The sequence below is a fragment of the Sporosarcina sp. PTS2304 genome (assembly GCF_003351785.1).
GTDB lineage: Bacteria > Bacillota > Bacilli > Bacillales_A > Planococcaceae > Sporosarcina.
In genome coordinates, this window is the sequence record NZ_CP031230.1 from 1,176,104 (window position 1) to 1,196,855 (window position 20,752).

The window sequence follows — 20,752 nt, forward strand, 5'->3', positions numbered from 1 at the left end:
CTTTCTAGACAACTAACATATTATTCGTTTCAATCACTTTTTCTTTGCTTACTTTGTCCGTAGATACAGCTGGGAGGACTTGCCTTTACTTTTCGCTACTACACCATTCGAAGCCAATACGCTCGCATGCAAGTATCCGCAGATGATGCTTTTATTTTACAGCTTCATAACCAGTGCATAGTAAGCGTGGCTTTTCGGCTAATGTGCCATTCAGATGACGAGTGCCATCCGAATAACGATTTTCCATATATAATATAAAAAAGAGCATCCGTAATGGGATACTCTTTTTTATGTTCTTCTTACGCTTCTTTACTCCGTATCTTCTAAGTCCTCGGGATAATTGACTGTCCTGATTCTTTCTCCTGTACTTTCATCTACCGAATGAATCGCGACATCCAAATGCTCTGAATCTACTCCGTCAAACAGCTGATAGAACATGCCCGCCATCCCAAGACCAAGAACAGCGAATCCATCAAAGCTGTTTTCAAATGCTTCTTTGTCAACTACCATGGAGAATTCCGTAAAATTTTTATCGTAAGTAATCTCTTTAATAGAAGGAAAATCTCCATCCGCTATGAGTTGGTTACTGTATTCTACTAAGTTATTTTTCATTTCTGTCATCAATTCTTTATGCTTGGCTTCTGACATTTTATACGTAATCGTATCGTCTGCATTGACTGTTGCACTTTTCATGCCACTCTCTTTTGCGTTTGCGGCTACTTCATATCCAAAGTCGCCTGCTTATTTTTATTGGCAAACTTGCTTTTAACTAAATGAATGAGTGAATGATTCATAATAGAGTTAATCAACACGCTTGATCGTACACAACATTTTATAAGTCGTCCGTACTTAGTGAAGGAGCAACCGCAGGGTCAGCCGGACAACTAGCGGCTCATGGTGGGTAGAAATCCCCCACGCGCACGAGCGACAACAAGAAGCATAATTCTCACCAACTCCAGAACCCATAAGTCGACTCACGACCCAACACCAATTACTCTCAATAGCAAAACAACTACCCTGCCAACTTATTCAGTAAATCGCCCAATCATCTCTCGCGTCAAAACAAACTTCGGATCTTTCAAATCCCCATCCACTTCGTCTACCCCAATTAAAACTGAAATTAACCGCTCACCGTTAAACACCCCAGTACCCGTAAAACAAGGCCCTGCTGCATCGGTATACCCTGTCTTCAAACCATCCATTCCAGCCATCTGCAGACGCATACCCGGCAGCAGTAAATCCGTATTCCACATCGTCATTCCCTGCCTTGACGTAAAACTCGGCATACTCGTATACTCCAGTACAACAGGATGTTTTTTAATCAGTCGATCCGCAATGATTGCCATATCAGAAGCAGACGCTACATTGTTATGATTCTCACTTCGCCCAAGATAACTACCGTCTAGTCCGTGTGGATTATAGAACGTTGTATGCTTTAACTTAAACGCACGCGCTTGTTCATTCATAATCGCCACAAACTCTTCTTCGCTACCCGCCACGATCTCTGCGAGGGCAAGGGCCGCATCGTTCGCTGAAATGACTGTCATCGCAATGAATAGTTCACGGACGGTATAGCTTTCATTTGCTTTCATGCCAAGTTTAGATGCACTCGCAAACTGCGTCAGGTGCACTACCGTGGGGCTCGGCTTATAAACGGTGTCCCAACTGAGCGAACCATTATTAATCGTGTTCAAGACAATGTACTGCGTCATAAGTTTCGTCATACTGGCAATTGGCAACGGTTTTTCGCTATTTTCTTCATATAGCACTTCACCTGTATCCGCATTAACAAGTAGCATCGCTTTTGCAGATATACTCCAGTCTTCTTGCTGCATGGTAAAATCGTTCCACTTCGTAACCCATAAATAAATTCCAACACATAAAAGTAAAGTGACTACTAACTTTTTCATCGATACACCTTCCTATACTACACATTATGCAGTAGTCCCTTTCAAAATAGTAGTGGATACTTCTAAAGAAACTATGAACGAAAAAAACACCTTGTCCTATATTGATGGACAAAGTGCTTATCATAAAATTTTCAATCAACACATTCTACTACTTATTGCTTTTGCAAAATTCTACGCAGATAAAATGTCTCTTTTGGTACATTTTGAACTTCAAAATAGAAGCTTCCATTATGATACTCTGCACGTAGTTTACTGCCGGTCAAATCACCTACTTTTATTCTGTTCTTTCCATCTAGTGTCATGCGATACAGACTTTGTGTATAACTTCCGCTGTAATTTTCAACGTAGTAGACATACTTCGATCCCACAAATACATCAGATGTATCAGCAGAAGATACTCGTTTTACATGATTTCCGCTGTAATCCATACGATACAAATTCCGTCCTACCGTACTCGCATCATGCACAATGACAGAATAAATATATCCGTCGCGGACAATCAATGAATCTATACTATAAATTTCATTGAAAATCGACACTATATTTTTCGGTTGACTGATTTTTATTCTCTCCACCCCCATCGTATAATTATAAGGTTGAGATGTCGGCTTCACAGGAAGCAAGTAGGCGTTGTACAGCCAGCCGTTATGAATCGTAAATTCTTGAATCGTACCTTTCGACGTGTATAGATGCTTATTTCCGGTTCCATTAATATTGATTTCATAAAAATTTTGTCCTGTGTGATAATATATCCGATCACCTTCTAGTAAAAAATTACTGCTGGCCACTTCGGGATATTCTCTAACAAGTGTCCCGTCAAATGAAAAACGCTGTAAAATCCCTTTTGTTTCGTTAAACGTCACGAGTGTATTTTTGTACAACATTATATTCATGAACTGCCCTTGTTTGATCAATCGGAACTTCTGCATATCATTACTTACTTTATATAATCCGTATGTTAGCTTCTCCAAATGACCGTTGTTGACATAGTAATTACTACCATCTTTCTTAGCGAATCTATTGACGAAGTGATGATCACTTTTTAGATCATCTAAGGGAACAGCTTGGGCTTGCAAAACAGGGGGGGAAAGCAAACTGAGAGACAATAAAGCGACTACTAATCGCATCAAGTATTTCATGTGTATCTCCCTCCAATATTTTTGCCTATAGTATAACACTTTCTGAATATTCAATCTATCGTACTATATATGTATTTTTCGAGAAACGTACATATTTTTGTATATTTCTCATACACTAGCATGAGGTGAAAATATGCCAAGAATAAAGTATAGGGATACAGATGTAGACATCATGGCTAGGATGATGCGGGCGGAAGCAGAAGGTGAAGGCAATCAGGGAATGTTGTACGTAGGTAATGTCATTGTCAATCGCGCAGTTGCCGATTGTTTGGATTTCAATGATGTCCGAACGATCAATGACGTTCTTTTTCAAATTCAAGGAGGAAATTATTCATTTGAAGCGGTGCAAAAAGGAAATTTATTTTACCAACGTGCACGCGCATCTGAAAAAAAGCTCGCTGAACAAAATTTGAAATATTGGAGACAGCACCCTGCGAATTATGCTTTATGGTATTTCAATCCTTACGCTCCATGCCCGCCTACTTGGTACGGTCAACCGTTTACCGGGCAATTTAAAAACCATTGTTTTTACGAACCAGCAGCAGGAACTTGTGAAAGTGTTTATATTGGATAAATCATGTAAAGAGCCATGCCTTGTATAACTCTAATCTACAAGGTATAGCTTTGATACAGTGATCCGAAATGAATGTATCGCATCGAATTCGGATAATTGTACGTAAGTTTTTTAGCTAGCTGAAAAGTGATCCCATTTCTACCCATAATCGAATGAAATGGTTTACGCTCCATTATTACTTCACCATTTATTGACTTCTCTTCTAAGAACTATTAAAATAATAATGTATTCTGAATATTCTGGAGGTGGAATTGATGAAAATTACCCGGCTCGGTCATGCGATGTATTTACTTACTAGCCAATCGACTAAGAACTATTTGATTGATCCTTTCTTTGATTTAAATCCAGGATGTCCGCCCCAATTCAACACGCAAGAATTTTTCCATACTGTCGATGCAGTTTTTTTAACACATGGTCATTTTGATCATACGAGCGGGCTACAAAAAATGATGGAAGCGAATCCGCAACTTTTAATCGTAGCGCCTTATGAACTCGCAATGATTTTACTGCAAAAAGGTTATCAAAACATTTTTCCACTCAACTTAGGCGGCTCGATTGAATTAGATGATGTCCAGGCCACGATGGTTCCCGCAAAACATAGTTCTTCTTATGGCGAAACAGAAGGTCCTCCTATTTATGCTGGCGAAGCAGCTGGCTACGTTTTCGAATTCACCGATGGACTGACATTGTACCATTCAGGTGATACCGCACTTAGCTATGATATTCAACTCATTCAGGAATTGTATAAACCGACTGTCGCGATTTTGTCTGCATCTGGACAATTTACGATGGGACCGCGAGAAGCTGCCTACGCTGTCCGCAACTTTTTAGAAGTGGATTTTGTTATTCCCAGTCACACATTCCCTTCTAAAAAAACAGCTGCTTCTGCTGAAATATATGAACAATTACTCGGTGCTTTCCCGGTTGTGAAGCATATGGTGGATAAAGATCAGGAATTGGAAGAATTGCTGAATGATTACGATCGTACTAAAGTAGTCGTATTAGGATATGGCGAGTCGCATGAGTTTCATTTGAAATCATAGAAAAAGGGATCGATGCACTCTTTATCGAGTGCGACGATCCCTTTTTACTTTTACTATCTTTGTACGATGCGATACAATGGCGAACGATTTTTCGAAATATTTTGTACTTCAAAGTAAAAGACTCTATTATAATACTCCACTCTTAATATTATTTTTCTGATCTTTCTCTATCTTCATCGCACACTTCACGTCGCACAATCGTCTTACTCCCCGAATACAATCCACTCGCCGACAGTCCCATAATGATTCCACTCAGCACACCCGTTTTCCAGTCTTGTGGAAACAAATAAAAGATCCCGCCGCACACTCCAAGTAAAAGTGCGAAAATCGGCAGTAGCTTTTTTGGTAATCCATATACCTTCATGACCTCTATTAAACCGATAATGACAGGAATCAGTACAATATCTGTAATTTCCAATGCGTGTCCTCCTTCCTATCTATTCTATTCACACTCTATGCAAGATGTATCCACGCTTTGCATAGAGTGAAGAAGAAACATTCAGGAAAGGAGATTTCTATGGTCATTGGATTACTTATTATTTTAGGTTTTGTATTATTTTTGCCCTTTACTGTTCCACGCATTGAACGTAATTTAGAAGTGTTCCTTTTGGTGATGGGTTGTGCTGCGGCAACTAGCAGCGGGGTGTTAAGCAAGGACTTATGGATGCAGGCTATACGTGATCCGCTACATATTACGCTGGCGGTCATTTTTGCAGGAATACTCTTTCGTTGGATACGTAAGCCGTTTGAGAACGTGATCATATTAGGAAGCCGGATGATTCCGTTTCGTTTGTTTCTTGCGCTCATTATTATGATTCTTGGGTTAATATCCAGTGTCATTACAGCGATTATAGCTGCTTTAGTTCTCGTTGCCATTGCCTCGGTGTTGCAGATGGATCGCCAATCTGAAATCCGTTTTGTGATTTTAGCTTGTTATTCCATTGGCTTAGGCGCTGTACTGACCCCGATTGGAGAGCCACTTTCAACTATTGCGACGAATAAACTGAATGAAGATTTTTATTATTTGATGAATTTATTAGGAACCGATATCGTGGCGGGTGTTTTCGTCTTCGGTTTACTAGCAATCGTATTCATCCGACCTCGCAATCAGTCGATGACTCGTCTAGCTAAGCAGACCACAGAGTCATACATAAGTATTTTCGTACGTGGAATGAAAGTGTATGTCTTCGTTCTTGCATTAACTCTTTTAGGTGCCGGTTTTGAGCCGCTCATCCGTTTATACTTGCTTGATCTACATCCGTTGACATTGTACTGGATTAATATGATTTCTGCAGTTCTTGACAATGCAACGCTCGCAGCAGCAGAAATCAGTCCCGCAATGGATCAATCAACCATTCAGGCACTACTACTCGGTTTGCTTGTAAGTGGAGGGATGTTAATTCCAGGTAATATTCCGAATATTATCGCAGCAGGTAAATTAAACATCCGCAGTGGCGAGTGGGCACGAGTCGGGGTTCCACTCGGATTACTTGCGATGATTGTGTATTTCATAATTTTGCTTGGCAGACAATAAAATGATTGATTTCCCTAAAAAAAGGCCATCACAGCAAATCAGATGTTACTGACTTTCCGGACAGCCCTCTCCATTCATTTCTCTTTAATCCATGCTCGATATTTCGAGTCTCCTATTTCCACTAGCTTCGTATTTGGATTCGAAGCGCTATTTCTTCGTACATACCCCGCTTCAAAAGTAGCTGTCTCTGTCATTTCGTCAACAGTTTCCGCTGAAGGTACACCGAGTCCAATGGCATCTGTCACTACCCATGAATCGTCGGTATTTTCGACATTGGCCACAAAATATTCTTCTTTATCATCAAACAATCCTTTGTATACAGTAATTACACGGTCTTTGTTTACTTCTTGTATTTTATACACTTTTACTACTTCCGCATATCCTTCTTCTACATGAAGTAGTTCCAAAGCTTCTTCTGGTGTATTGGCTACCGTATTTTTATTTGCCGTGCAACCTGCCAACACAGCGGCTACTACTATAAATAAGAATAGTTTCTTGTACATGAGACATTCACCTCAACGTATAGATTTCCAACGTTATGTAGATCATTTGACACCCCGTTGGATTGTACTGCTCTTACTTATCATTCAATTTTTCAGCAATTGATTGAAGTATTTCATTTTTTCGCTCTTGTATTTTAATGTATTTAATCAAAAACCAGACGATGAACAAGACAGGAAGTATATAAATGAGAAGACCGATTATACTGAAAAATGAAAAGAACATATTGCCAGCAACAGGCGTGATTTCGTGCATAGTATCTTCATCCTTTCTTTACAAATCCGTAAACCTACTCTATTCATCCAATGACTTTTTCATGGAAACTACCGCTACACTTGTACCGTCTGATCTATGTAAGATTTCTTTGTCGTACACATGATAGCCAATCGATTCGTACAGTGAAATGTTTTTCTCCACATCTGCGCGGACTTTACATAATAGAGTAGACGTATTTCGTTGTTTTGCATAGTCTTCTAAATGGCGTAACATTTGTTTGGCGATTCCTTGCCGTTGTCTTTTCGGAATAACAGAAAAACGAGAAAAGTACATGCCTTGTTCTTGCTGCCGGAAACGAATCATCGTCACAGGTTCGCCCTCAATATACCCTATAAGCGCTTCTTCCCCTTCTTGCATGGCCTTTTCTACACTTTGAACCGTTTCCTGCAGTGCGCTAGTCGGTGGGGTAGCGTCTTTAAATTCCTGGAACGCTTGAATCATTACATCATGAATAATAGGTGCGTCTTTCATTTCAGCTACTACAATTTTCATAACAGTCCTCATTTCAATTAGTGTATTTCTCTTTCACATTTTTAATAATTGTCGGATATAGTTCTAACTGTTCACTATTCGCTAGAACTTCATAAGCTTCCACAAGTTTTCCTTGGCGCAGTAATAGATCATACGCTGTCACTTCGTCTAGCCACTGCGTATAAAATGCTAATTCATCTCGCCCCGCAAGTTGCAGTGCAGTATTCGCTTGTTTTACCGCTTCCTCTGAATCGATTACTGTTAAGAGATAAGACAAACTAATAAAGTTCACTGGGTTCTTCCGTTCAACCTTTACTAATTTTCGTCTCACTTCCACTGCCTCATCAAAACGACTCTCTTCTTCGAGCATCAGCGCATACTGATGTAACAGCATACGATGTCGAGGCAGTTGCTGTATGAGCTTCTCATAGGCTTGTCCCGCTGCTCCATACTCCTTTTCACTATACCAACGTCTCCAAATATCATCAATTTCTTTTTCTATTTCTTCACTGTAGCTCAGTAATTCCTCAACTGCTATACCCGTAATTTTATAAAAAGCTGTATCAAATGATCCACCTGCCTGTTGCTCCGTTAAAATTGCAGAAAAGATTTGATCGCTTTCGCTAGTAGCCGCGATAAACTCCATCGCATAGGCAGCAAGTGCATACGGATCGATTCCCGGACTCGTATGATTCCATTGCCAAGTAGTACTCAGATCATGTAACGTAAGCTTCGCATCAGGACTGGCAGCGGCCCGTGAATAACCCGTAATCTCGCTACTTATATATTCACTTAACCCTTCCTGATACCATATCGGTGTTTCTTGTCGTTCCAATGTCCGTTCCATCGCAAATAAATCAAATAGATAATGACCATACTCATGACTGAATACATTTTTCATAAAATACTCTTGCCCGTTTCCATCTGCCCGTTCCTGATAAAGCACCGCTGTTTTCTTTGAATTAAGATAAGAACCGTATTCATTGGGGCCCGCCAGCGTAAGCAATTTTCTATACTCTGCTATACTCGGCAACACAATGACTTCGAGCTTCTCCGCTTTCGGAAGGCTCTCGCCGAATATTTGCTGCTCCAACAGATGGAGCTCATCCATACTTGCGATAATATTTTCCACTTCATCTTTCGCTTTTGGCGTGTATTTGAAGATAATATGCCCATGCTCTATAACCGGATAGCCATTCGTCAATGTTTCTACATCTTTTACGTTAAAACCGCCCCGCATCGTAACTAAAGTAAATTTTTCCTTCGCGCTATAGTCACCTATTTCATTAATAATAATAAAATTCATCCCGCTTATGAGCAGCAACAACATCACTGCCAGCAAGACGTTAACACATATAAAAGCTGTTTTCAGACGATTACGACCGGAAAAAAATTGAATAATCGTACGGATGAATAAAACAATCGCAATCAGAATACCAGTGAGTAGCCAGAAAACACTTACAAGTTTTCCAGAATACAAAAAAATCACAATGAATATACTGGCGATTACGAGTACGCTTAGTAAAGTGAAGACGCTATATTTGATCAAGCGCATGAAATTGCCTACTCTCTAGTCATTTCTACTTCCCTCACGCAATGTCACTACTATGATTCCCGTTGAACTGTTCAAGAATTCTTGAGAGAAGCTACACCGCGCTAAAGAACAAATTTTTCTTTCATTATAGCATATGGCGGCACTTTTTCCGAAAATGGTTACAGAAAAACACTGCTCAAAAGCAGTGTTTGCCTATTCATTATTTTCGCTTTGTTAAGCGTCCAAGCACAAATGCACCGGCTACTAATCCGATCATCGTATTCGTCTTCTTCGTAAATACTTGTTTCAGCATCAAATTAATATTTTGCGGACGCTCAGCCAATCTCCGCATAAAGTACCCATACCAATCTGCACCAAACGGGACATATACACAGAAGCGATAGCCTTCTTTTGCAAGCTGTAATTGTAAATCTTTTCGAAAGCCGTAAAGCATTTGAAATTCGAATTGATCCAGCGAGATATTATGAGCTTTGACGAAATGTTTCACATGATCAATAATTTTATCGTCATGTGTAGCGATAGAAGTAAACGTACCATTCAATAAATGTTCCTCGATAATTTGAATATAATTCGCATCGATCGCTTGTTTATCTTGATACGCCACGTCAGGTGATTCTTTGTATGCACCCTTCACTAAACGGATACGCGTGTCATCATATTTTTTTGTATCGTCTAGCGCACGATGGAAATACGCTTGAAGCACCGTTCCGACATTTGTGTAGCCACTCTCTTTTAAATCATCCAACAAGCGCAATGTCGGTTCCAAGCGCGGATAATTTTCCATATCCATATTGACAAAAATATTCTCTTTACTCGCTTTGTCGACAATCTCTTTCACTTGCTGCTTACAAAAGTCATAGTCGATGTCCAAACCAAGTTGGGAAGGCTTTAGAGAGATGTGCGCATCCGCTTGCTGTTCACGGATTGCGTCCACTACCGCCAGTATTTGTTCCTTCGCTTGAATCGCTTCACTTTTTTCAAACACAAATTCACCTAAGTTGTCGATCGTACAGGAAATACCTGCTTCGTTCAGTTCACGAACACTCTCCATCATTTCAGGAATATTCGTACCTGCAACGACTTGTTGAGCTCCTAATTGTAGTCCGTATTTTTTGGCAGCAGTGTTCAATAATTGATTCTCCGATAAACCGATAAAGAAATCTCGTAGCATAAGTTTCCACCTCATTCGTTTGATTGTATACTAAAATTATATCACTATTTCCTGTAACTTCCTATTTTTTGCTAGCTGTCTAACTACCAGCAAACGCCATCATGCGATCTGCAGGACTTCCCGGTCTAATCATGTCTTGTAGATCGAGGAGCGGAATCGGGAAATACGGAAAGCCTACATAGTGGGGAGAAATCTCTAGTTGCTGGAAATAAACTACTAATGATGTATCCGCAATGTAGAAGTCCTGATCAGGTCTAATTTGTGTAAATGGTTTCAGCACAGGAATGTCCCATTGCCAAATATGACGACGCACGTATTCCGAAATTCGTTGCACATACGGACTGCCCGGTTTAAATAAGTCTTGCAACGTATAGCTTCTCCCCGTTCGTGTGTCAAATGTCAGGGATTTAGCGGTAGTGATGCCATTTGCTCCCCCAGAAAACGAGTAAACCGTTAAGTTACTACTTAAAATTCCCCGTTGATTATTTTTGATTTCATATTCCCCCACTAGCTCTACTAGATCGGGTTCGTAATAGTGATTTTCTGCGAGTAGTTTGTTCATCTCACGGAACATCGTTTGATTGAGTTGCTGTTGGACTGCTGGTTGTTCCAATTGAGTGATTACAGGATAATAAATATTCACTTTCGGTTTAGTATGCGACACGTGATATGTTTGAATGACGGCAGGCGATTTCATCGATTCATCCTTTCGAGACATTTGTCTACTATATGCATCGACTGAATGGAAAGTTTCTCGCTTTTTCAGTCGCCCTATGGTAGGATGGACTCTTAATAGAATGAGGATGTGAAGTAAAATGATTTCAATTCAACTACCAAAACCAGATGTAACGATCGTTCGCAGAAAGCAAGAAATGGGACCGGACGAAACACCGATTAAACCAATTTACGGGTTTATCGATTTTCATGAAATTCCTCGCGACAAGGGTGGCCTTTTATTGTTCTTCAATCAAAGCGACGAGCTATTGTTCGTAGGAAAAGCAAGAAAACTACGTCCACGCCTAAAAAAGCATTTTGACGATCAAGTGTCTCCACTACGTAATCATCGTGAAGAAGTAGCGAAAATTTCTGCTATTTATGTCGACGATGCAATGGAACGCGAAATCTACGAAACGTATATTATTAATACGCAACGTGCGAAGTATAATACTGAAAAAGCGTTCTACAAAGACTGAGCTGTCTGCACCCGCAGACGGCTTTTTATTTTGTCATCATATACCTTCCACATTTTTCGCAAACTGCACGTCAATAATATCTTCCACTCGAATAGTCTCGGCACCGAACGGATCTTGCAAAATGATGGTTCCTGTCTGTAAACTAATCATTTCAATAACGCCTTGATGAAACCGAATCTCTCCATCATGCCACGTTTTCAAAAAGGTCTCACACCTACGCTTCACCGCATGTTCCAGTGTCCCTTGCATTTCTTCCGTCAACTCAGGCCGCTCTACATACCTATCCTCACGCTGCCATTGACGCAGCACATCCAGATGCTCGGGCAACATCAACGAAGTCCATTTGATCTGTCCACGATCCCGATTTCTATCCATACAAACCACACCCCTTAAAACGTATGTATGTTCGTAAGTATACAGAACGTACATTCTTTAATCAATGTAAATAATATACAGTGAATGCGAAATCATGTTGTGCGATCATAGAACCCACGTATACGCTCATAGAAACACCGCACGCGATCATAGAACCCACGTATACGCTCATAGAAACACCGCGAGCGATCATAGAACACACGCATACGCTCATAGAAACACCGCGAGCGATCATAGAACACACGCATACGCTCATAGAAACACCGCACGCGATCATAGAACCCACGTATACGCTCATAGAACCTCCAACTTCCCAACAAAAAAAAGCTGAAAACTCAAACGAGTTCTCAGCACCTCCATACTATAGATCCTTCGGCAATTTAAACGATCCAACAAATACTTCAAGGTCATGCGCCATAGAATTCGTCTGTAGAGAACGTTCAGAAACTTCTTCGATGCTCGCTGTCGTTTGTTCGGCAGCCGCTGCAATATTATTTGTCATGTCTTCAATTTCACGTACAGAATGTGTTAAGTTCTGGATCAATTGCGCAACTTCTGTTGACTTCTCGGCTTCCGAAGTCATCAAATTTGAAATATCTTTAATCTCTTTCACAGTTTCCTCAACAGCCGCAGAAATATTACTTAAGGATTGGGACGTTAATTTAACAGTTTCTGTTCCTTTTGTAATATGTTTCGTATTTTCAGTTGTAGATGAAATGACTTGTTGGATACGTTCAGAAATATCCTGCACTAACTTTTCGACTTCCAATACTTCTTGATTGGACTGCTCAGCCAAGTTACGCACTTCTTCGGCTACGACCGCGAACCCTTTACCATGCTCGCCTGCACGTGCTGCTTCGATGGACGCATTCAACGCCAATAAATTGGTTTGCGCAGCAATTCCCGCGATGGAGCCTGTAATATTTTGGATTTTCGTCATGGATTCGACCAAGTTTTGAATCGTATCGCCCACTTCTTGAGAACCTGTACGAATTAGCTCCATATCTCGGCTAATTTCTTCTGCACGCTTTGCACCTTCTAACGCGATGTTCATCGTTTCGTTCGAATTGACGAGCATTGCATCAGCGTCGGATTTCGCATTTCGCAAGTCATGAGCTAACGTCGTAAGAATACTTGACGCGCTGTCAGCAGTAGTTGTGCCATCTGTTACAGCAGTAGCGACTTCCTCGATACTATTTGCGACCATGGAAACAGCTTCACGCATTTCTTCCAATGAAGAAGACGTTTCACCAGCATTTTCCGATAAATTATGTGAAGTTTTATTCATCGTAGAAATCATGTCTTGCAAGTTCACTGTCATTCGATTCAATGTTCTAGCTAGGTCACCTACTTCATCATGCGATGTCACTTCTGTCGTTTCTACCGCTAAATCACCATCCGCAATTTTCTTCGCCTGTTCAATTAAGCTAGAAATTGGCTTCGTTTTGCGGCGAATGAGGAAACCCGTACCGATTGAAGCTAAAATCATTGGAATAATACTGATTAAAATACCATCACGTACAACATCCCACGTACGATTTTTCACAATATTCGCATCAAAATCAATGACACTTAACGCGACTACTTCTTTACTGGGATCATGATCTTTGTGAATAGGAGCGTATCCGGACAAACGTTTCATACCACCGAATTCGTAGGGTTGTGAATAGGTTGGGTGTTGATGCGCCAATAAATCGTCTACTGCTTCTCGATCCATTTGAAACGCGTCGCCTGGTTTAAATCCTTTCGCTTTTAAATTATCATCTAATGCGATTAAATTTCCATCCAGATCCAAAATATATTGTGTCTCAAATATATTTTTATGGTCTGTCGTCCAGTTCAGACTATCCCCAATTTCGTTTTGCATTTCAACATCGCCAGCTAACGCTTTTTGCATATCGTCCGGGCGAATCAAGCCGGTAGTAATATTCGCACATCCGTATGCTTCAATTCCTGCTGCGTCATACAACTTATCATAAGCAGTTTTGTAAGTAGCGATCGATGTAATCGCTAACATTACGACTAAAATGCCTGCGATGATTGTGCCGAGTTGAAATGTCAATGAATCCCTTAATTTCGTCAAACCTTATGCCCACCTTTCGCATGTTTACCATCTAGTTCATTCGATGTCTTAATCATACGCTACTCCTCCACAATAAAAAAGAACTAAATGAAAAACTATTTCAAATTAAAATAAATTATTGAAAAAAATATAAAAATTTTGTCATAAAAATGTTATAACTAATGAATTTGTTGTATGATGAATAGTATATAAAGATAAAGTTTGGGGAGGCATTTAATTTGGAAGAAAAATACAAAGAGGAACAGACAATTTTTAATCTACTACATGTAATGGATCAAGTGACGAACAAAATGTTTATACGTTTCCAGCAAGAGTCTGAACTATCTCTTGGAATTTCACATATTTTAGTTTTACTCGAACTACATAAAAAAGGCGAGCAACGTCCGTCTGATTTAGCAAGTACACTCGGTTTTACACCTGCCTCTTTAACGCATTTATCTACAAAACTAATTAATAATGAATACATTACGTTACGCAATGATGAGAATGACCGACGCACGAAGTATTGGAGCATTACACCACTCGGATTAGATATTTTAAATGACGCCAAATATCACGGCAAAAACGTTCGAACAGAGCTTTTCAGCCATCTGTCGGAAGAGGATCGACAAAATCTGTTGGAAATTTATACAAAACTTTACCGTACCTTTATATAGCAAAAGGCTATCCCGCTACATGGGATAGCCTTTTGTTTATCGTAGTTTAATGGAACCGCCATCGACCATAATCGTTTGACCAGTAATATAGTTAGAGTCATCGCTCGCTAAAAATACAGCTGTGCGACCGATATCTTCTTCCGGATCACCTAAACGGCCTAAAGGATTTTTGTCGAGCATCGCCTGATAAGAATCTGGATGCGCTGCTGCCCATTGCTCCACGCCTGGCGTCAAAGCAATCGGAGAAATTAAGTTACAGTTAATGCCGTATGATCCCCATTCATTTGCAGCGACTCTTGTAATCGCACGGATCGCTTCTTTTGCAGCTGCATAAGATGCTTGGTTGGCGTCGCCATTCAATCCTGCACCTGAAGCGAAGTTGATTACTTTCCCTTTTGTTTCTTTAAGATAGGGCAATGCTGCCTGCATCAAGTAAAACGTAGGGTAGAATCCTGTGTCGAATGAAAAATCAAAATCTGCTTGTGTTAGCGCTTCGATTGATTTCACACGAGATGCATGCGCATTATTTATTAGGACATCTAACTTTCCATATGCTTTGACGACTTGATCAACGATTGCTGACAACGCTTGATGATCTGATAAATCTGCTTGAATGAACATAGATTCCGGAGAAATCTTCTGTAATTTCTCAAGAGCTGCTTCACCTGTCTCCTGATTCAAGTCGACAATCGCTACAGTCGCGCCTTCTTTAACAAATGCTGTCGCCATCCCTAAACCAATCCCGCCAGCACCACCTGTGATAATCGTAATTTTATTTTCTAATCTCATATGTACCATCTCCTTTACTCATTTAATTTAACATTAAAGCAATGTCGATGTAAATAAATTGTTATTATGAAAATAGAAATTATATAGCAATAGTCGTCTGAGGTATGGCGGAGGGTTTTCCAAACAAATAGCCTTGGAATAATTGATAGCCCTTCTGTTTCAGCCACTCAAAATCCTCGACCACTTCGACTCCTTCAGCCAAAGGGATTGCTTCTACAGACAGTGCCTTTTCAAGAAAACTTTCTGCGACTTCTTGCTTTTCTCTATCCGTTGAAACGCCTTGCACATATTTCATGTCAAGCTTCATGTAGTTTGGACGAAGAAAAGAAAGTACTTCTACCGTATTATAGCCTTCCCCTACATCATCGAGTGCATACTCAAACCCTCTAGAATGATAATAGTCTAAAATATTTTTCAAATGGTTCATATCCTCTACTTCTTCAGATTCCACCACTTCGAATATTAAACGATAAGGATCTATTTCGAGCTTATTTGCTAAATTGATTGTAGAACGCAAACAGAACTCGGGTGAATAAATAGATGTCGGAATGAAATTAATAAAAGCTTTTTGCGTAATATGTTTCGCGTATTGTACGGCAGTGAGTCGACAAACCCGATCCAGCGCATATAAACGCCCACGGGATCTGGCTGCTCCGAAAATTTCATTTGGATAAATGACGGTGCCGTCTTTATGATAAAAGCGTGCCAGTAATTCATATGCATAAATATCTAAATCAGGCGTGACGATCGGCTGGTAATGACTCGTCAGCTGTTCATCTTTAATCACTTGGTCGATCCACTGCATTTCTACCACTTCCATCACTTCAGAAAACGGGCGCCACTCCGTCTGATCAAGACGAAACTGGATAGAATTGATTTCAGATGCATGATCCACACAAAAGTCGTATAATTCTTTTATTCCTTGTTCTTTCACATAAAATATCTTATCCAGTTGACTCACTAGTATTTCGGATCGTTTTAAATGGTTTTCTACTGCTTGAACTAACGCAGGTTGTGTACAATTTTCAAATGATACTTCATAGTCGATTTGTTGAATAACACAGCCTTTACAATGCATTCACTTCACTCCTTAGCGATCTGTTACATAAAGTATAACACGTTTCTGGTACTTATCTCACACTTGTCTTTCTATGTACTTGTAGTGATTTAGTGAGCCAGTGTTTAAGATATCATCATTTGTGGAAAGACAAGGATATAGAACGTTTACCCTTTTCTAAAGAAGGTTAGACGTTTAGTAAGGAAAATCTTAAAAATGCACTTATTATGTGGAGGTGACTAGATTGAAGGTACTCTTGTACATTAGTGCCGTAGTCGCCGTTGCGGCTTTAGTGGTCATAGCTATTGCTCTTATCAAAACAGCCAAAGCGGTCAAGAACGCAATGAAAGACATCACGGACACGATGCAACGTGTAGAATTGAAAGTAGGAAACATTACTGACAAAACCGATCAGCTCATGAATAAGACGAACAACATTGCAGACGACGCCAATGCGAAACTGCAATCAGTGGAAGGATTAGCCGCATCCGCGAAAGAGCTTCGTGAATCCACTGCTTACGTCCAACATTCATTGAAGAAAATGGCAGACCAGGTAGCATCGCCTCCTGGAAAGTACGCTAAAATGATGCAACAAACGACTGCATTATCTGAAGCTGTATCGCGCATGTATTACAGCATGAAGCAGAAAAACGGAGAGAGGTGAACTTGATGGATTGGGTACTAGGTATTGGTGTTTTACTTATCGGAATCGCACTACTCGTGATTTCATTTGTATTGATTAAACCCCTTGGGAAATTAACCGAAGTACTGGAGAGTGTTAAACAGACTACAGATACCCTGCCGTCAACGGTAGCGGAAATCACAGGTCAAACACAAGAAATTCTTCATACGAGCAACGAAACGATCAGCAATGTGAACAAACAAATTAAAGAAGTCACACCCGTCTTCCAAATTGTAGGGGACGTAGGAGAAGCTTCCCGCGAAGTAACGACTGCAGCCCTGGACACGACGATCCGATTCAAAGACCGCGTAGCTAACGCGAGTGACTTTGTTAAAGAGAAGGAATACAAAGGACTGTATGGCGTCGTGACACTGGTATTTTATTTAATGCAACAACGAAAAGAATTAAAGAAAATGCGACCGTAAGATGTATGCATGCTGAGAGTCCTTAGATTCTCAGCATGCTTTTTTATTGTGATCTTGTTTCTATGTGCGAGAAACTTTTGCCTATGAGCGCTACACCACGTTCTATGTAAGCGTCAAAAGAACCACACCTTTAAATGAGATGTGGTTCTCTTTATACTAGATAAGTATATATGTTGATTTATACTCCTTCTTTACCTTGATAACACTGTTCAGGCAAAGTGGAAGACCAAGGCATCAGTTGTTCCAACTGTTCGTCATCTGCCAGATCTAAGTTAGGCAGCTTTTCAAGAAGATACGTTAAATAGTGAGGGATATGCAGCTGGTTTTCTTTCGCAGTTACGATCAGGCTGTACATTCTTGCGCTCGCTGTTGCGCCTCTAGGTGTGACCGAGAAGAGCCAGTTCTTTCGGCCGATCACAAACGGCTTGATGCTTCGTTCGGCACGGTTATTATCTATCTCCAGATAACCATCTAGAAATGGCTGCCTCAATTTCTTTTCCTGATTGACGGCATATGTTAGCGCCTCACCAAGCTTGCTTTTCGGCAGTACATCTATTCGGACAGTTTTTACCCAGGCGAAAAAAGCCTCCACTAGGGGCTCAATTTTTTTCTTGCGTACCTCAAGCCGTTCGGAAGGAGTAAGCTCCTTTATTTCTGATTCCGCTCCATAAATCTTGCCGATTTGGTTGACTGCTTCCTCTGTCAGCGTACGCCGCCTCTTCGATTTTTTCGGAATGGCGCGCAGGGCTTCATCAAATTTTCGGCGCAAATGTGCCCAACAGCCTGATAGCCGTACACTTTGCAGGCTTTCGTAAGCCTTATAACCATCTACATGAAGCGTACCAGCATAGCCTTCCAGAAATTGTTTCGGGTATTCCGATCCCCGACCAGGCTGGTAGTCATACACCACGCAAGGGACATCAAACTTCCCGGTACGGTACAGCCACATATAGGAAGTGGTAGAGGGACTGCGTCCTTTTTCACGCAAGACCTGCACACTGGTTTCGTCTGCATGAAGGTAGTCGGCTGACAAAATACGCTGTCGCATATTCTCATAGAGCGGTTCAAACCACCGATCGGACACATTCATTAACCAATTGGAGAGGGTCTGCCTTGAAAGCGGCGCGCCTGCCTGTCGAAAAACTTCCTCTAACCGATAGAGCGGCATGCCGAACAAGTATTTTTGAGTAATCAAAAATGACAGGATCGAGGGCGAGGCCATACTTTTTGGCAATACCGGATTGGGCATTGGTGCCTGAACAATCGGTGTCTGGATGCCTTCTTGATCGCAATGCCTGCAGGCATAGACTTCCCGTTCGTGTTCGACGACTTTCACTTGTGCTGGGATAACCACGAGTTCGCGGCGAACTTCTTTTTTCATGACATGCATTGGGTGACCGCAATCTAAACAAGCCTGCTCCTCTGGGGGCAAGCTGTATGTCACACTCTCCACCGGCAGATCGGCAGAGAAAGTCGTGCGTGTTTCCCGTGGAGTTTTTTTCGCAGGTGAAGATCCCGAAATCACCTCTTCAGGTTCTGAAGATGGTTCAGCAGAAGCATCTAGCAGTGCTTCTGCTTCATTAAACAATTCCATCTCCATCTGGCCTTTCGGTGCCTTTTCGCTGGAGCGTCCAAATTCCTTACTTTTTTTCAAACGAAACTGCTCCTCGTACCAAGACACCAAAGCGGACAATCTCGCGACTTCTTGTTCCAACACAGTTACACGGTCATTCTGTTCAGTTGTATGGGATGAGATCTTCTGATTAGTTTTCATAAAAGTAAAATTCGCCAAAAGCTGACAAAATCCTTCTGCTTTTTAAAAAAACTTTGTGATTTATACGATTTTGTTTCCGAGTATACGGGGGAAGACTTTTCCTTCTTCAATAGTCAATCCATCGAGCATCCATTGAAGCTGGCGCGGGCTGATAGACGTGGTTTCTTCTTCTTGGCCGTCAGGCCAGTGAAAGCGGCCAGTTTCCAGTCGCCGGTAGTACAACCAGAAGCCATTGTAGTCCCAGTGTAGGATTTTTAAACGGTCGCGATCCCGGTTACAAAAGATAAATAAATTGGAGGAACACGGATTTGCCTGAAAGGTTTCCTGCACCTTCGCAGACAGACCATCAATGGACAGCCGCATATCCGTTGCGCCATGTGCCAGATAAATCCCCTGAATACCTTCCAGATTAATTCGCATCAGCCAACACCTCCAGTAACTCTTGTACCAGTTCGCGGTCGAAGCCGCTGCTGATCACTAATTTGTAGTCCCGATAATGAAGATCTACTGTGGAAGAAGGAAGGGCGACCGCAACAGATGACCAAGTGGTTTTGGATTCCAAAAATTCTCCTTTGCGTGTATCCTCCGGAGAGAGCCGCCTCCGTGCTTTTGCGAATTGATCATAGGAGAAATCGCTTTGTCTTCTGACCCACTCGGCCATATTTTCTCCACTTCGTCGCCACTCTTCGATGATTTCTGTCCATTCCAAATCGGTTTTACTGTGCTCAGCCAAGGGCTGAAGGGTTGGTTCATTCATTTCTCTACTTCCTTTCCAATAAGCTAGTCATAGTTTCTCATTAAAAGAGGAAGAGAGGAATGTGTCCTTCTTTTGACGCTTACCTCTATGAGCGCTACACCATGTTCTATGAGCGGACAACATCACTCTATGAGCGCTACACCATGTTCTATGAGCGGACAACATCACTCTATGAGCGCTACACCATGTTCTATGAGCGGAGAATATCACCCTATGAGCGCTATACCCCATCTCCCATAAATAAAAAAAGGATGTAATAGCAAAATTGCTTTTACATCCTCAATTACTTCACTTTACAACTTTACTTCGCATCAGGCGCAGGTAATTTCTTCATTTGTGGCGCAGGAGTGTTTCCAGATTCTTTACGCTTCTTGAAAATGTAATATCCTAACATCGCCGAGCCGTAAAGGCTACCTAGTTTTTTATTTTGATCAGACACATCGGTATGCATTCCTTTTTGCTGAACAGACGATGTGACGTCAACTAGTGAAGACGTTAGCATATGTGTAGATTGACCGAGATCACCGACCACTTGAAATAAAGGTGTTAAATTTTCAATTTTTGTATTCAAATCCACTAATGAATCATTGCTATTTTTCAATAATGTTCCTGTTTCATCCAAAATACCGTCCAGCTGGCGAGGCAGTTCCCCTACTGTTTTATCTACGTCTTGCAAAATATTGCCAACTTGCTGTAGTACTTTGGCGAAATAAATCGCTAAAATAATAAAGGCGATGCCAATTAAAATGACGCCAATTCCTACGAGATCCATTGTCATTCCTCATTT

The 20,752-nt window shown here is 41.0% G+C and carries 26 protein-coding genes; 7 read left to right on the plus strand and 19 right to left on the minus strand.

Annotated elements, in window-relative coordinates; genetic code table 11:
* Nucleotides 1–309: 309 nt before the first annotated feature.
* The 3 genes from DV702_RS05510 to DV702_RS05520 all read right to left on the minus strand — a co-directional run bounded on the left by DV702_RS05510 (nt 310) and on the right by DV702_RS05520 (nt 3,049).
* Entirely contained in the window at nt 310–693 is a 384-nt protein-coding gene (locus tag DV702_RS05510; protein WP_114923856.1) for a hypothetical protein, read from the minus strand.
* A gap of 332 nt (nt 694–1,025) precedes the next feature.
* A complete protein-coding gene (locus DV702_RS05515) occupies nt 1,026–1,910 on the minus strand; it encodes a D-alanyl-D-alanine carboxypeptidase family protein (protein ID WP_114923857.1) in 885 nt (294 codons plus the stop codon).
* A 152-nt stretch (nt 1,911–2,062) separates the two neighbouring features.
* A complete protein-coding gene (locus DV702_RS05520; RefSeq protein ID WP_114923858.1) occupies nt 2,063–3,049 on the minus strand; it encodes a DUF5050 domain-containing protein in 987 nt (328 codons plus the stop codon).
* A 133-nt stretch (nt 3,050–3,182) separates the two neighbouring features.
* Between DV702_RS05520 and DV702_RS05525 the strand changes: the two genes are divergently transcribed.
* Nucleotides 3,183–3,623, plus strand: a complete 441-nt coding sequence (locus DV702_RS05525; protein ID WP_114923859.1) for a cell wall hydrolase — start codon at nt 3,183–3,185, stop codon at nt 3,621–3,623.
* A 254-nt stretch (nt 3,624–3,877) separates the two neighbouring features.
* Entirely contained in the window at nt 3,878–4,666 is a 789-nt protein-coding gene (locus DV702_RS05530; protein WP_114923860.1) for a metal-dependent hydrolase, read from the plus strand.
* 148 nt (nt 4,667–4,814) lie between these two features.
* Here the strand turns inward: DV702_RS05530 and DV702_RS05535 are convergent, their stop codons facing one another.
* Nucleotides 4,815–5,084 (minus strand): hypothetical protein, encoded by a 270-nt coding sequence (locus DV702_RS05535; protein ID WP_114923861.1) that lies wholly within the window; start codon nt 5,082–5,084, stop codon nt 4,815–4,817.
* Nucleotides 5,085–5,183: 99 nt separating this feature from the next.
* On the opposite strand from DV702_RS05535, the gene DV702_RS05540 reads away from it, so the two are divergent.
* Nucleotides 5,184–6,200, plus strand: a complete 1,017-nt coding sequence (locus DV702_RS05540; protein ID WP_114923862.1) for a DUF1646 family protein — start codon at nt 5,184–5,186, stop codon at nt 6,198–6,200.
* A gap of 74 nt (nt 6,201–6,274) precedes the next feature.
* Here the strand turns inward: DV702_RS05540 and DV702_RS05545 are convergent, their stop codons facing one another.
* From DV702_RS05545 to DV702_RS05570, 6 genes are all read right to left on the minus strand, one after another.
* Nucleotides 6,275–6,703 (minus strand): hypothetical protein, encoded by a 429-nt coding sequence (locus DV702_RS05545; RefSeq protein ID WP_114923863.1) that lies wholly within the window; start codon nt 6,701–6,703, stop codon nt 6,275–6,277.
* Between the two features lie 73 nt (nt 6,704–6,776).
* Nucleotides 6,777–6,956 carry a hypothetical protein gene (locus DV702_RS05550; protein WP_114923864.1) on the minus strand — a complete coding sequence of 60 codons (180 nt, stop codon included), beginning with the start codon at nt 6,954–6,956 and terminating at the stop codon, nt 6,777–6,779.
* 39 nt (nt 6,957–6,995) lie between these two features.
* Entirely contained in the window at nt 6,996–7,469 is a 474-nt protein-coding gene (locus DV702_RS05555) for a GNAT family N-acetyltransferase (protein ID WP_114923865.1), read from the minus strand.
* Nucleotides 7,470–7,482: 13 nt separating this feature from the next.
* Nucleotides 7,483–9,003 carry a collagenase gene (locus DV702_RS05560; protein WP_114923866.1) on the minus strand — a complete coding sequence of 507 codons (1,521 nt, stop codon included), beginning with the start codon at nt 9,001–9,003 and terminating at the stop codon, nt 7,483–7,485.
* A 199-nt stretch (nt 9,004–9,202) separates the two neighbouring features.
* Nucleotides 9,203–10,174, minus strand: coding sequence for a proline dehydrogenase family protein (locus DV702_RS05565; RefSeq protein WP_114923867.1), 972 nt, complete (start codon nt 10,172–10,174; stop codon nt 9,203–9,205).
* 79 nt (nt 10,175–10,253) lie between these two features.
* Nucleotides 10,254–10,871, minus strand: a complete 618-nt coding sequence (locus DV702_RS05570; RefSeq protein ID WP_114923868.1) for a DUF3298 and DUF4163 domain-containing protein — start codon at nt 10,869–10,871, stop codon at nt 10,254–10,256.
* 118 nt (nt 10,872–10,989) lie between these two features.
* On the opposite strand from DV702_RS05570, the gene DV702_RS05575 reads away from it, so the two are divergent.
* Nucleotides 10,990–11,367, plus strand: a complete 378-nt coding sequence (locus DV702_RS05575) for a nucleotide excision repair endonuclease (RefSeq protein ID WP_114923869.1) — start codon at nt 10,990–10,992, stop codon at nt 11,365–11,367.
* Nucleotides 11,368–11,403: 36 nt separating this feature from the next.
* Here DV702_RS05575 and DV702_RS05580 read toward each other — a convergent pair whose 3' ends face one another.
* From DV702_RS05580 to DV702_RS05590, 3 genes are all read right to left on the minus strand, one after another.
* Nucleotides 11,404–11,742: a YolD-like family protein gene (locus tag DV702_RS05580; protein WP_162805728.1), complete on the minus strand. Its 339-nt coding sequence runs from the start codon at nt 11,740–11,742 to the stop codon at nt 11,404–11,406.
* Between the two features lie 61 nt (nt 11,743–11,803).
* On the minus strand, nt 11,804–12,040 hold the full coding sequence (locus DV702_RS05585; RefSeq protein WP_114923871.1) for a hypothetical protein: 237 nt from the start codon (nt 12,038–12,040) through the stop codon (nt 11,804–11,806).
* 63 nt (nt 12,041–12,103) lie between these two features.
* Nucleotides 12,104–13,825, minus strand: coding sequence for a methyl-accepting chemotaxis protein (locus DV702_RS05590; protein ID WP_240315688.1), 1,722 nt, complete (start codon nt 13,823–13,825; stop codon nt 12,104–12,106).
* Nucleotides 13,826–14,043: 218 nt separating this feature from the next.
* Between DV702_RS05590 and DV702_RS05595 the strand changes: the two genes are divergently transcribed.
* On the plus strand, nt 14,044–14,481 hold the full coding sequence (locus DV702_RS05595; RefSeq protein WP_114923872.1) for a MarR family winged helix-turn-helix transcriptional regulator: 438 nt from the start codon (nt 14,044–14,046) through the stop codon (nt 14,479–14,481).
* A gap of 36 nt (nt 14,482–14,517) precedes the next feature.
* On the opposite strand, the gene DV702_RS05600 is transcribed toward DV702_RS05595, so the two are convergent.
* Together DV702_RS05600 and DV702_RS05605 are read right to left on the minus strand one after the other, a co-directional pair.
* Nucleotides 14,518–15,270 (minus strand): SDR family NAD(P)-dependent oxidoreductase, encoded by a 753-nt coding sequence (locus DV702_RS05600; RefSeq protein WP_114923873.1) that lies wholly within the window; start codon nt 15,268–15,270, stop codon nt 14,518–14,520.
* A 79-nt stretch (nt 15,271–15,349) separates the two neighbouring features.
* Nucleotides 15,350–16,348, minus strand: coding sequence for an EAL domain-containing protein (locus DV702_RS05605; protein ID WP_114923874.1), 999 nt, complete (start codon nt 16,346–16,348; stop codon nt 15,350–15,352).
* A 223-nt stretch (nt 16,349–16,571) separates the two neighbouring features.
* On the opposite strand from DV702_RS05605, the gene DV702_RS05610 reads away from it, so the two are divergent.
* Nucleotides 16,572–16,991: a DUF948 domain-containing protein gene (locus DV702_RS05610; RefSeq protein WP_162805729.1), complete on the plus strand. Its 420-nt coding sequence runs from the start codon at nt 16,572–16,574 to the stop codon at nt 16,989–16,991.
* A gap of 5 nt (nt 16,992–16,996) precedes the next feature.
* Nucleotides 16,997–17,434, plus strand: a complete 438-nt coding sequence (locus tag DV702_RS05615; protein ID WP_114923876.1) for a DUF948 domain-containing protein — start codon at nt 16,997–16,999, stop codon at nt 17,432–17,434.
* 178 nt (nt 17,435–17,612) lie between these two features.
* Here DV702_RS05615 and DV702_RS05620 read toward each other — a convergent pair whose 3' ends face one another.
* From DV702_RS05620 to DV702_RS05635, 4 genes are all read right to left on the minus strand, one after another.
* The gene (locus DV702_RS05620) at nt 17,613–19,208 is read right to left on the minus strand and encodes an IS66 family transposase (protein ID WP_114925850.1); all 1,596 of its coding nucleotides are present in this window, start codon (nt 19,206–19,208) and stop codon (nt 17,613–17,615) included.
* 60 nt (nt 19,209–19,268) lie between these two features.
* Nucleotides 19,269–19,628 (minus strand): IS66 family insertion sequence element accessory protein TnpB, encoded by a 360-nt coding sequence (gene tnpB, locus DV702_RS05625; RefSeq protein ID WP_114922868.1) that lies wholly within the window; start codon nt 19,626–19,628, stop codon nt 19,269–19,271.
* Nucleotides 19,618–19,965: an IS66 family insertion sequence element accessory protein TnpA gene (locus DV702_RS05630; protein ID WP_114923005.1), complete on the minus strand. Its 348-nt coding sequence runs from the start codon at nt 19,963–19,965 to the stop codon at nt 19,618–19,620. Before DV702_RS05630 ends, tnpB begins: the two co-directional genes overlap by 11 nt.
* A 301-nt stretch (nt 19,966–20,266) precedes the next feature.
* Complete coding sequence (locus tag DV702_RS05635; RefSeq protein WP_114923877.1) at nt 20,267–20,737, minus strand: DUF948 domain-containing protein; 471 nt, start codon at nt 20,735–20,737, stop codon at nt 20,267–20,269.
* Nucleotides 20,738–20,752: the final 15 nt, after the last annotated feature.

Bases quoted from the DNA above. Each gene is read 5' to 3' on its own strand.
- DV702_RS05510 (WP_114923856.1), bottom strand. From the start codon at position 693: ATGAAAAGTGCAACAGTCAATGCAGACGATACGATTACGTATAAAATG.
- DV702_RS05515 (WP_114923857.1), bottom strand. From the start codon at position 1,910: ATGAAAAAGTTAGTAGTCACTTTACTTTTATGTGTTGGAATTTATTTA.
- DV702_RS05520 (WP_114923858.1), bottom strand. From the start codon at position 3,049: ATGAAATACTTGATGCGATTAGTAGTCGCTTTATTGTCTCTCAGTTTG.
- DV702_RS05525 (WP_114923859.1), top strand. From the start codon at position 3,183: ATGCCAAGAATAAAGTATAGGGATACAGATGTAGACATCATGGCTAGG.
- DV702_RS05530 (WP_114923860.1), top strand. From the start codon at position 3,878: ATGAAAATTACCCGGCTCGGTCATGCGATGTATTTACTTACTAGCCAA.
- DV702_RS05540 (WP_114923862.1), top strand. From the start codon at position 5,184: ATGGTCATTGGATTACTTATTATTTTAGGTTTTGTATTATTTTTGCCC.
- DV702_RS05545 (WP_114923863.1), bottom strand. From the start codon at position 6,703: ATGTACAAGAAACTATTCTTATTTATAGTAGTAGCCGCTGTGTTGGCA.
- DV702_RS05550 (WP_114923864.1), bottom strand. From the start codon at position 6,956: ATGCACGAAATCACGCCTGTTGCTGGCAATATGTTCTTTTCATTTTTC.
- DV702_RS05555 (WP_114923865.1), bottom strand. From the start codon at position 7,469: ATGAAAATTGTAGTAGCTGAAATGAAAGACGCACCTATTATTCATGAT.
- DV702_RS05560 (WP_114923866.1), bottom strand. From the start codon at position 9,003: ATGCGCTTGATCAAATATAGCGTCTTCACTTTACTAAGCGTACTCGTA.
- DV702_RS05565 (WP_114923867.1), bottom strand. From the start codon at position 10,174: ATGCTACGAGATTTCTTTATCGGTTTATCGGAGAATCAATTATTGAAC.
- DV702_RS05570 (WP_114923868.1), bottom strand. From the start codon at position 10,871: ATGAAATCGCCTGCCGTCATTCAAACATATCACGTGTCGCATACTAAA.
- DV702_RS05575 (WP_114923869.1), top strand. From the start codon at position 10,990: ATGATTTCAATTCAACTACCAAAACCAGATGTAACGATCGTTCGCAGA.
- DV702_RS05580 (WP_162805728.1), bottom strand. From the start codon at position 11,742: ATGGATAGAAATCGGGATCGTGGACAGATCAAATGGACTTCGTTGATG.
- DV702_RS05585 (WP_114923871.1), bottom strand. From the start codon at position 12,040: ATGAGCGTATACGTGGGTTCTATGATCGCGTGCGGTGTTTCTATGAGC.
- DV702_RS05600 (WP_114923873.1), bottom strand. From the start codon at position 15,270: ATGAGATTAGAAAATAAAATTACGATTATCACAGGTGGTGCTGGCGGG.
- DV702_RS05605 (WP_114923874.1), bottom strand. From the start codon at position 16,348: ATGCATTGTAAAGGCTGTGTTATTCAACAAATCGACTATGAAGTATCA.
- DV702_RS05615 (WP_114923876.1), top strand. From the start codon at position 16,997: ATGGATTGGGTACTAGGTATTGGTGTTTTACTTATCGGAATCGCACTA.
- DV702_RS05620 (WP_114925850.1), bottom strand. From the start codon at position 19,208: ATGAAAACTAATCAGAAGATCTCATCCCATACAACTGAACAGAATGAC.
- tnpB (WP_114922868.1), bottom strand. From the start codon at position 19,628: ATGCGAATTAATCTGGAAGGTATTCAGGGGATTTATCTGGCACATGGC.
- DV702_RS05630 (WP_114923005.1), bottom strand. From the start codon at position 19,965: ATGAATGAACCAACCCTTCAGCCCTTGGCTGAGCACAGTAAAACCGAT.
- DV702_RS05635 (WP_114923877.1), bottom strand. From the start codon at position 20,737: ATGGATCTCGTAGGAATTGGCGTCATTTTAATTGGCATCGCCTTTATT.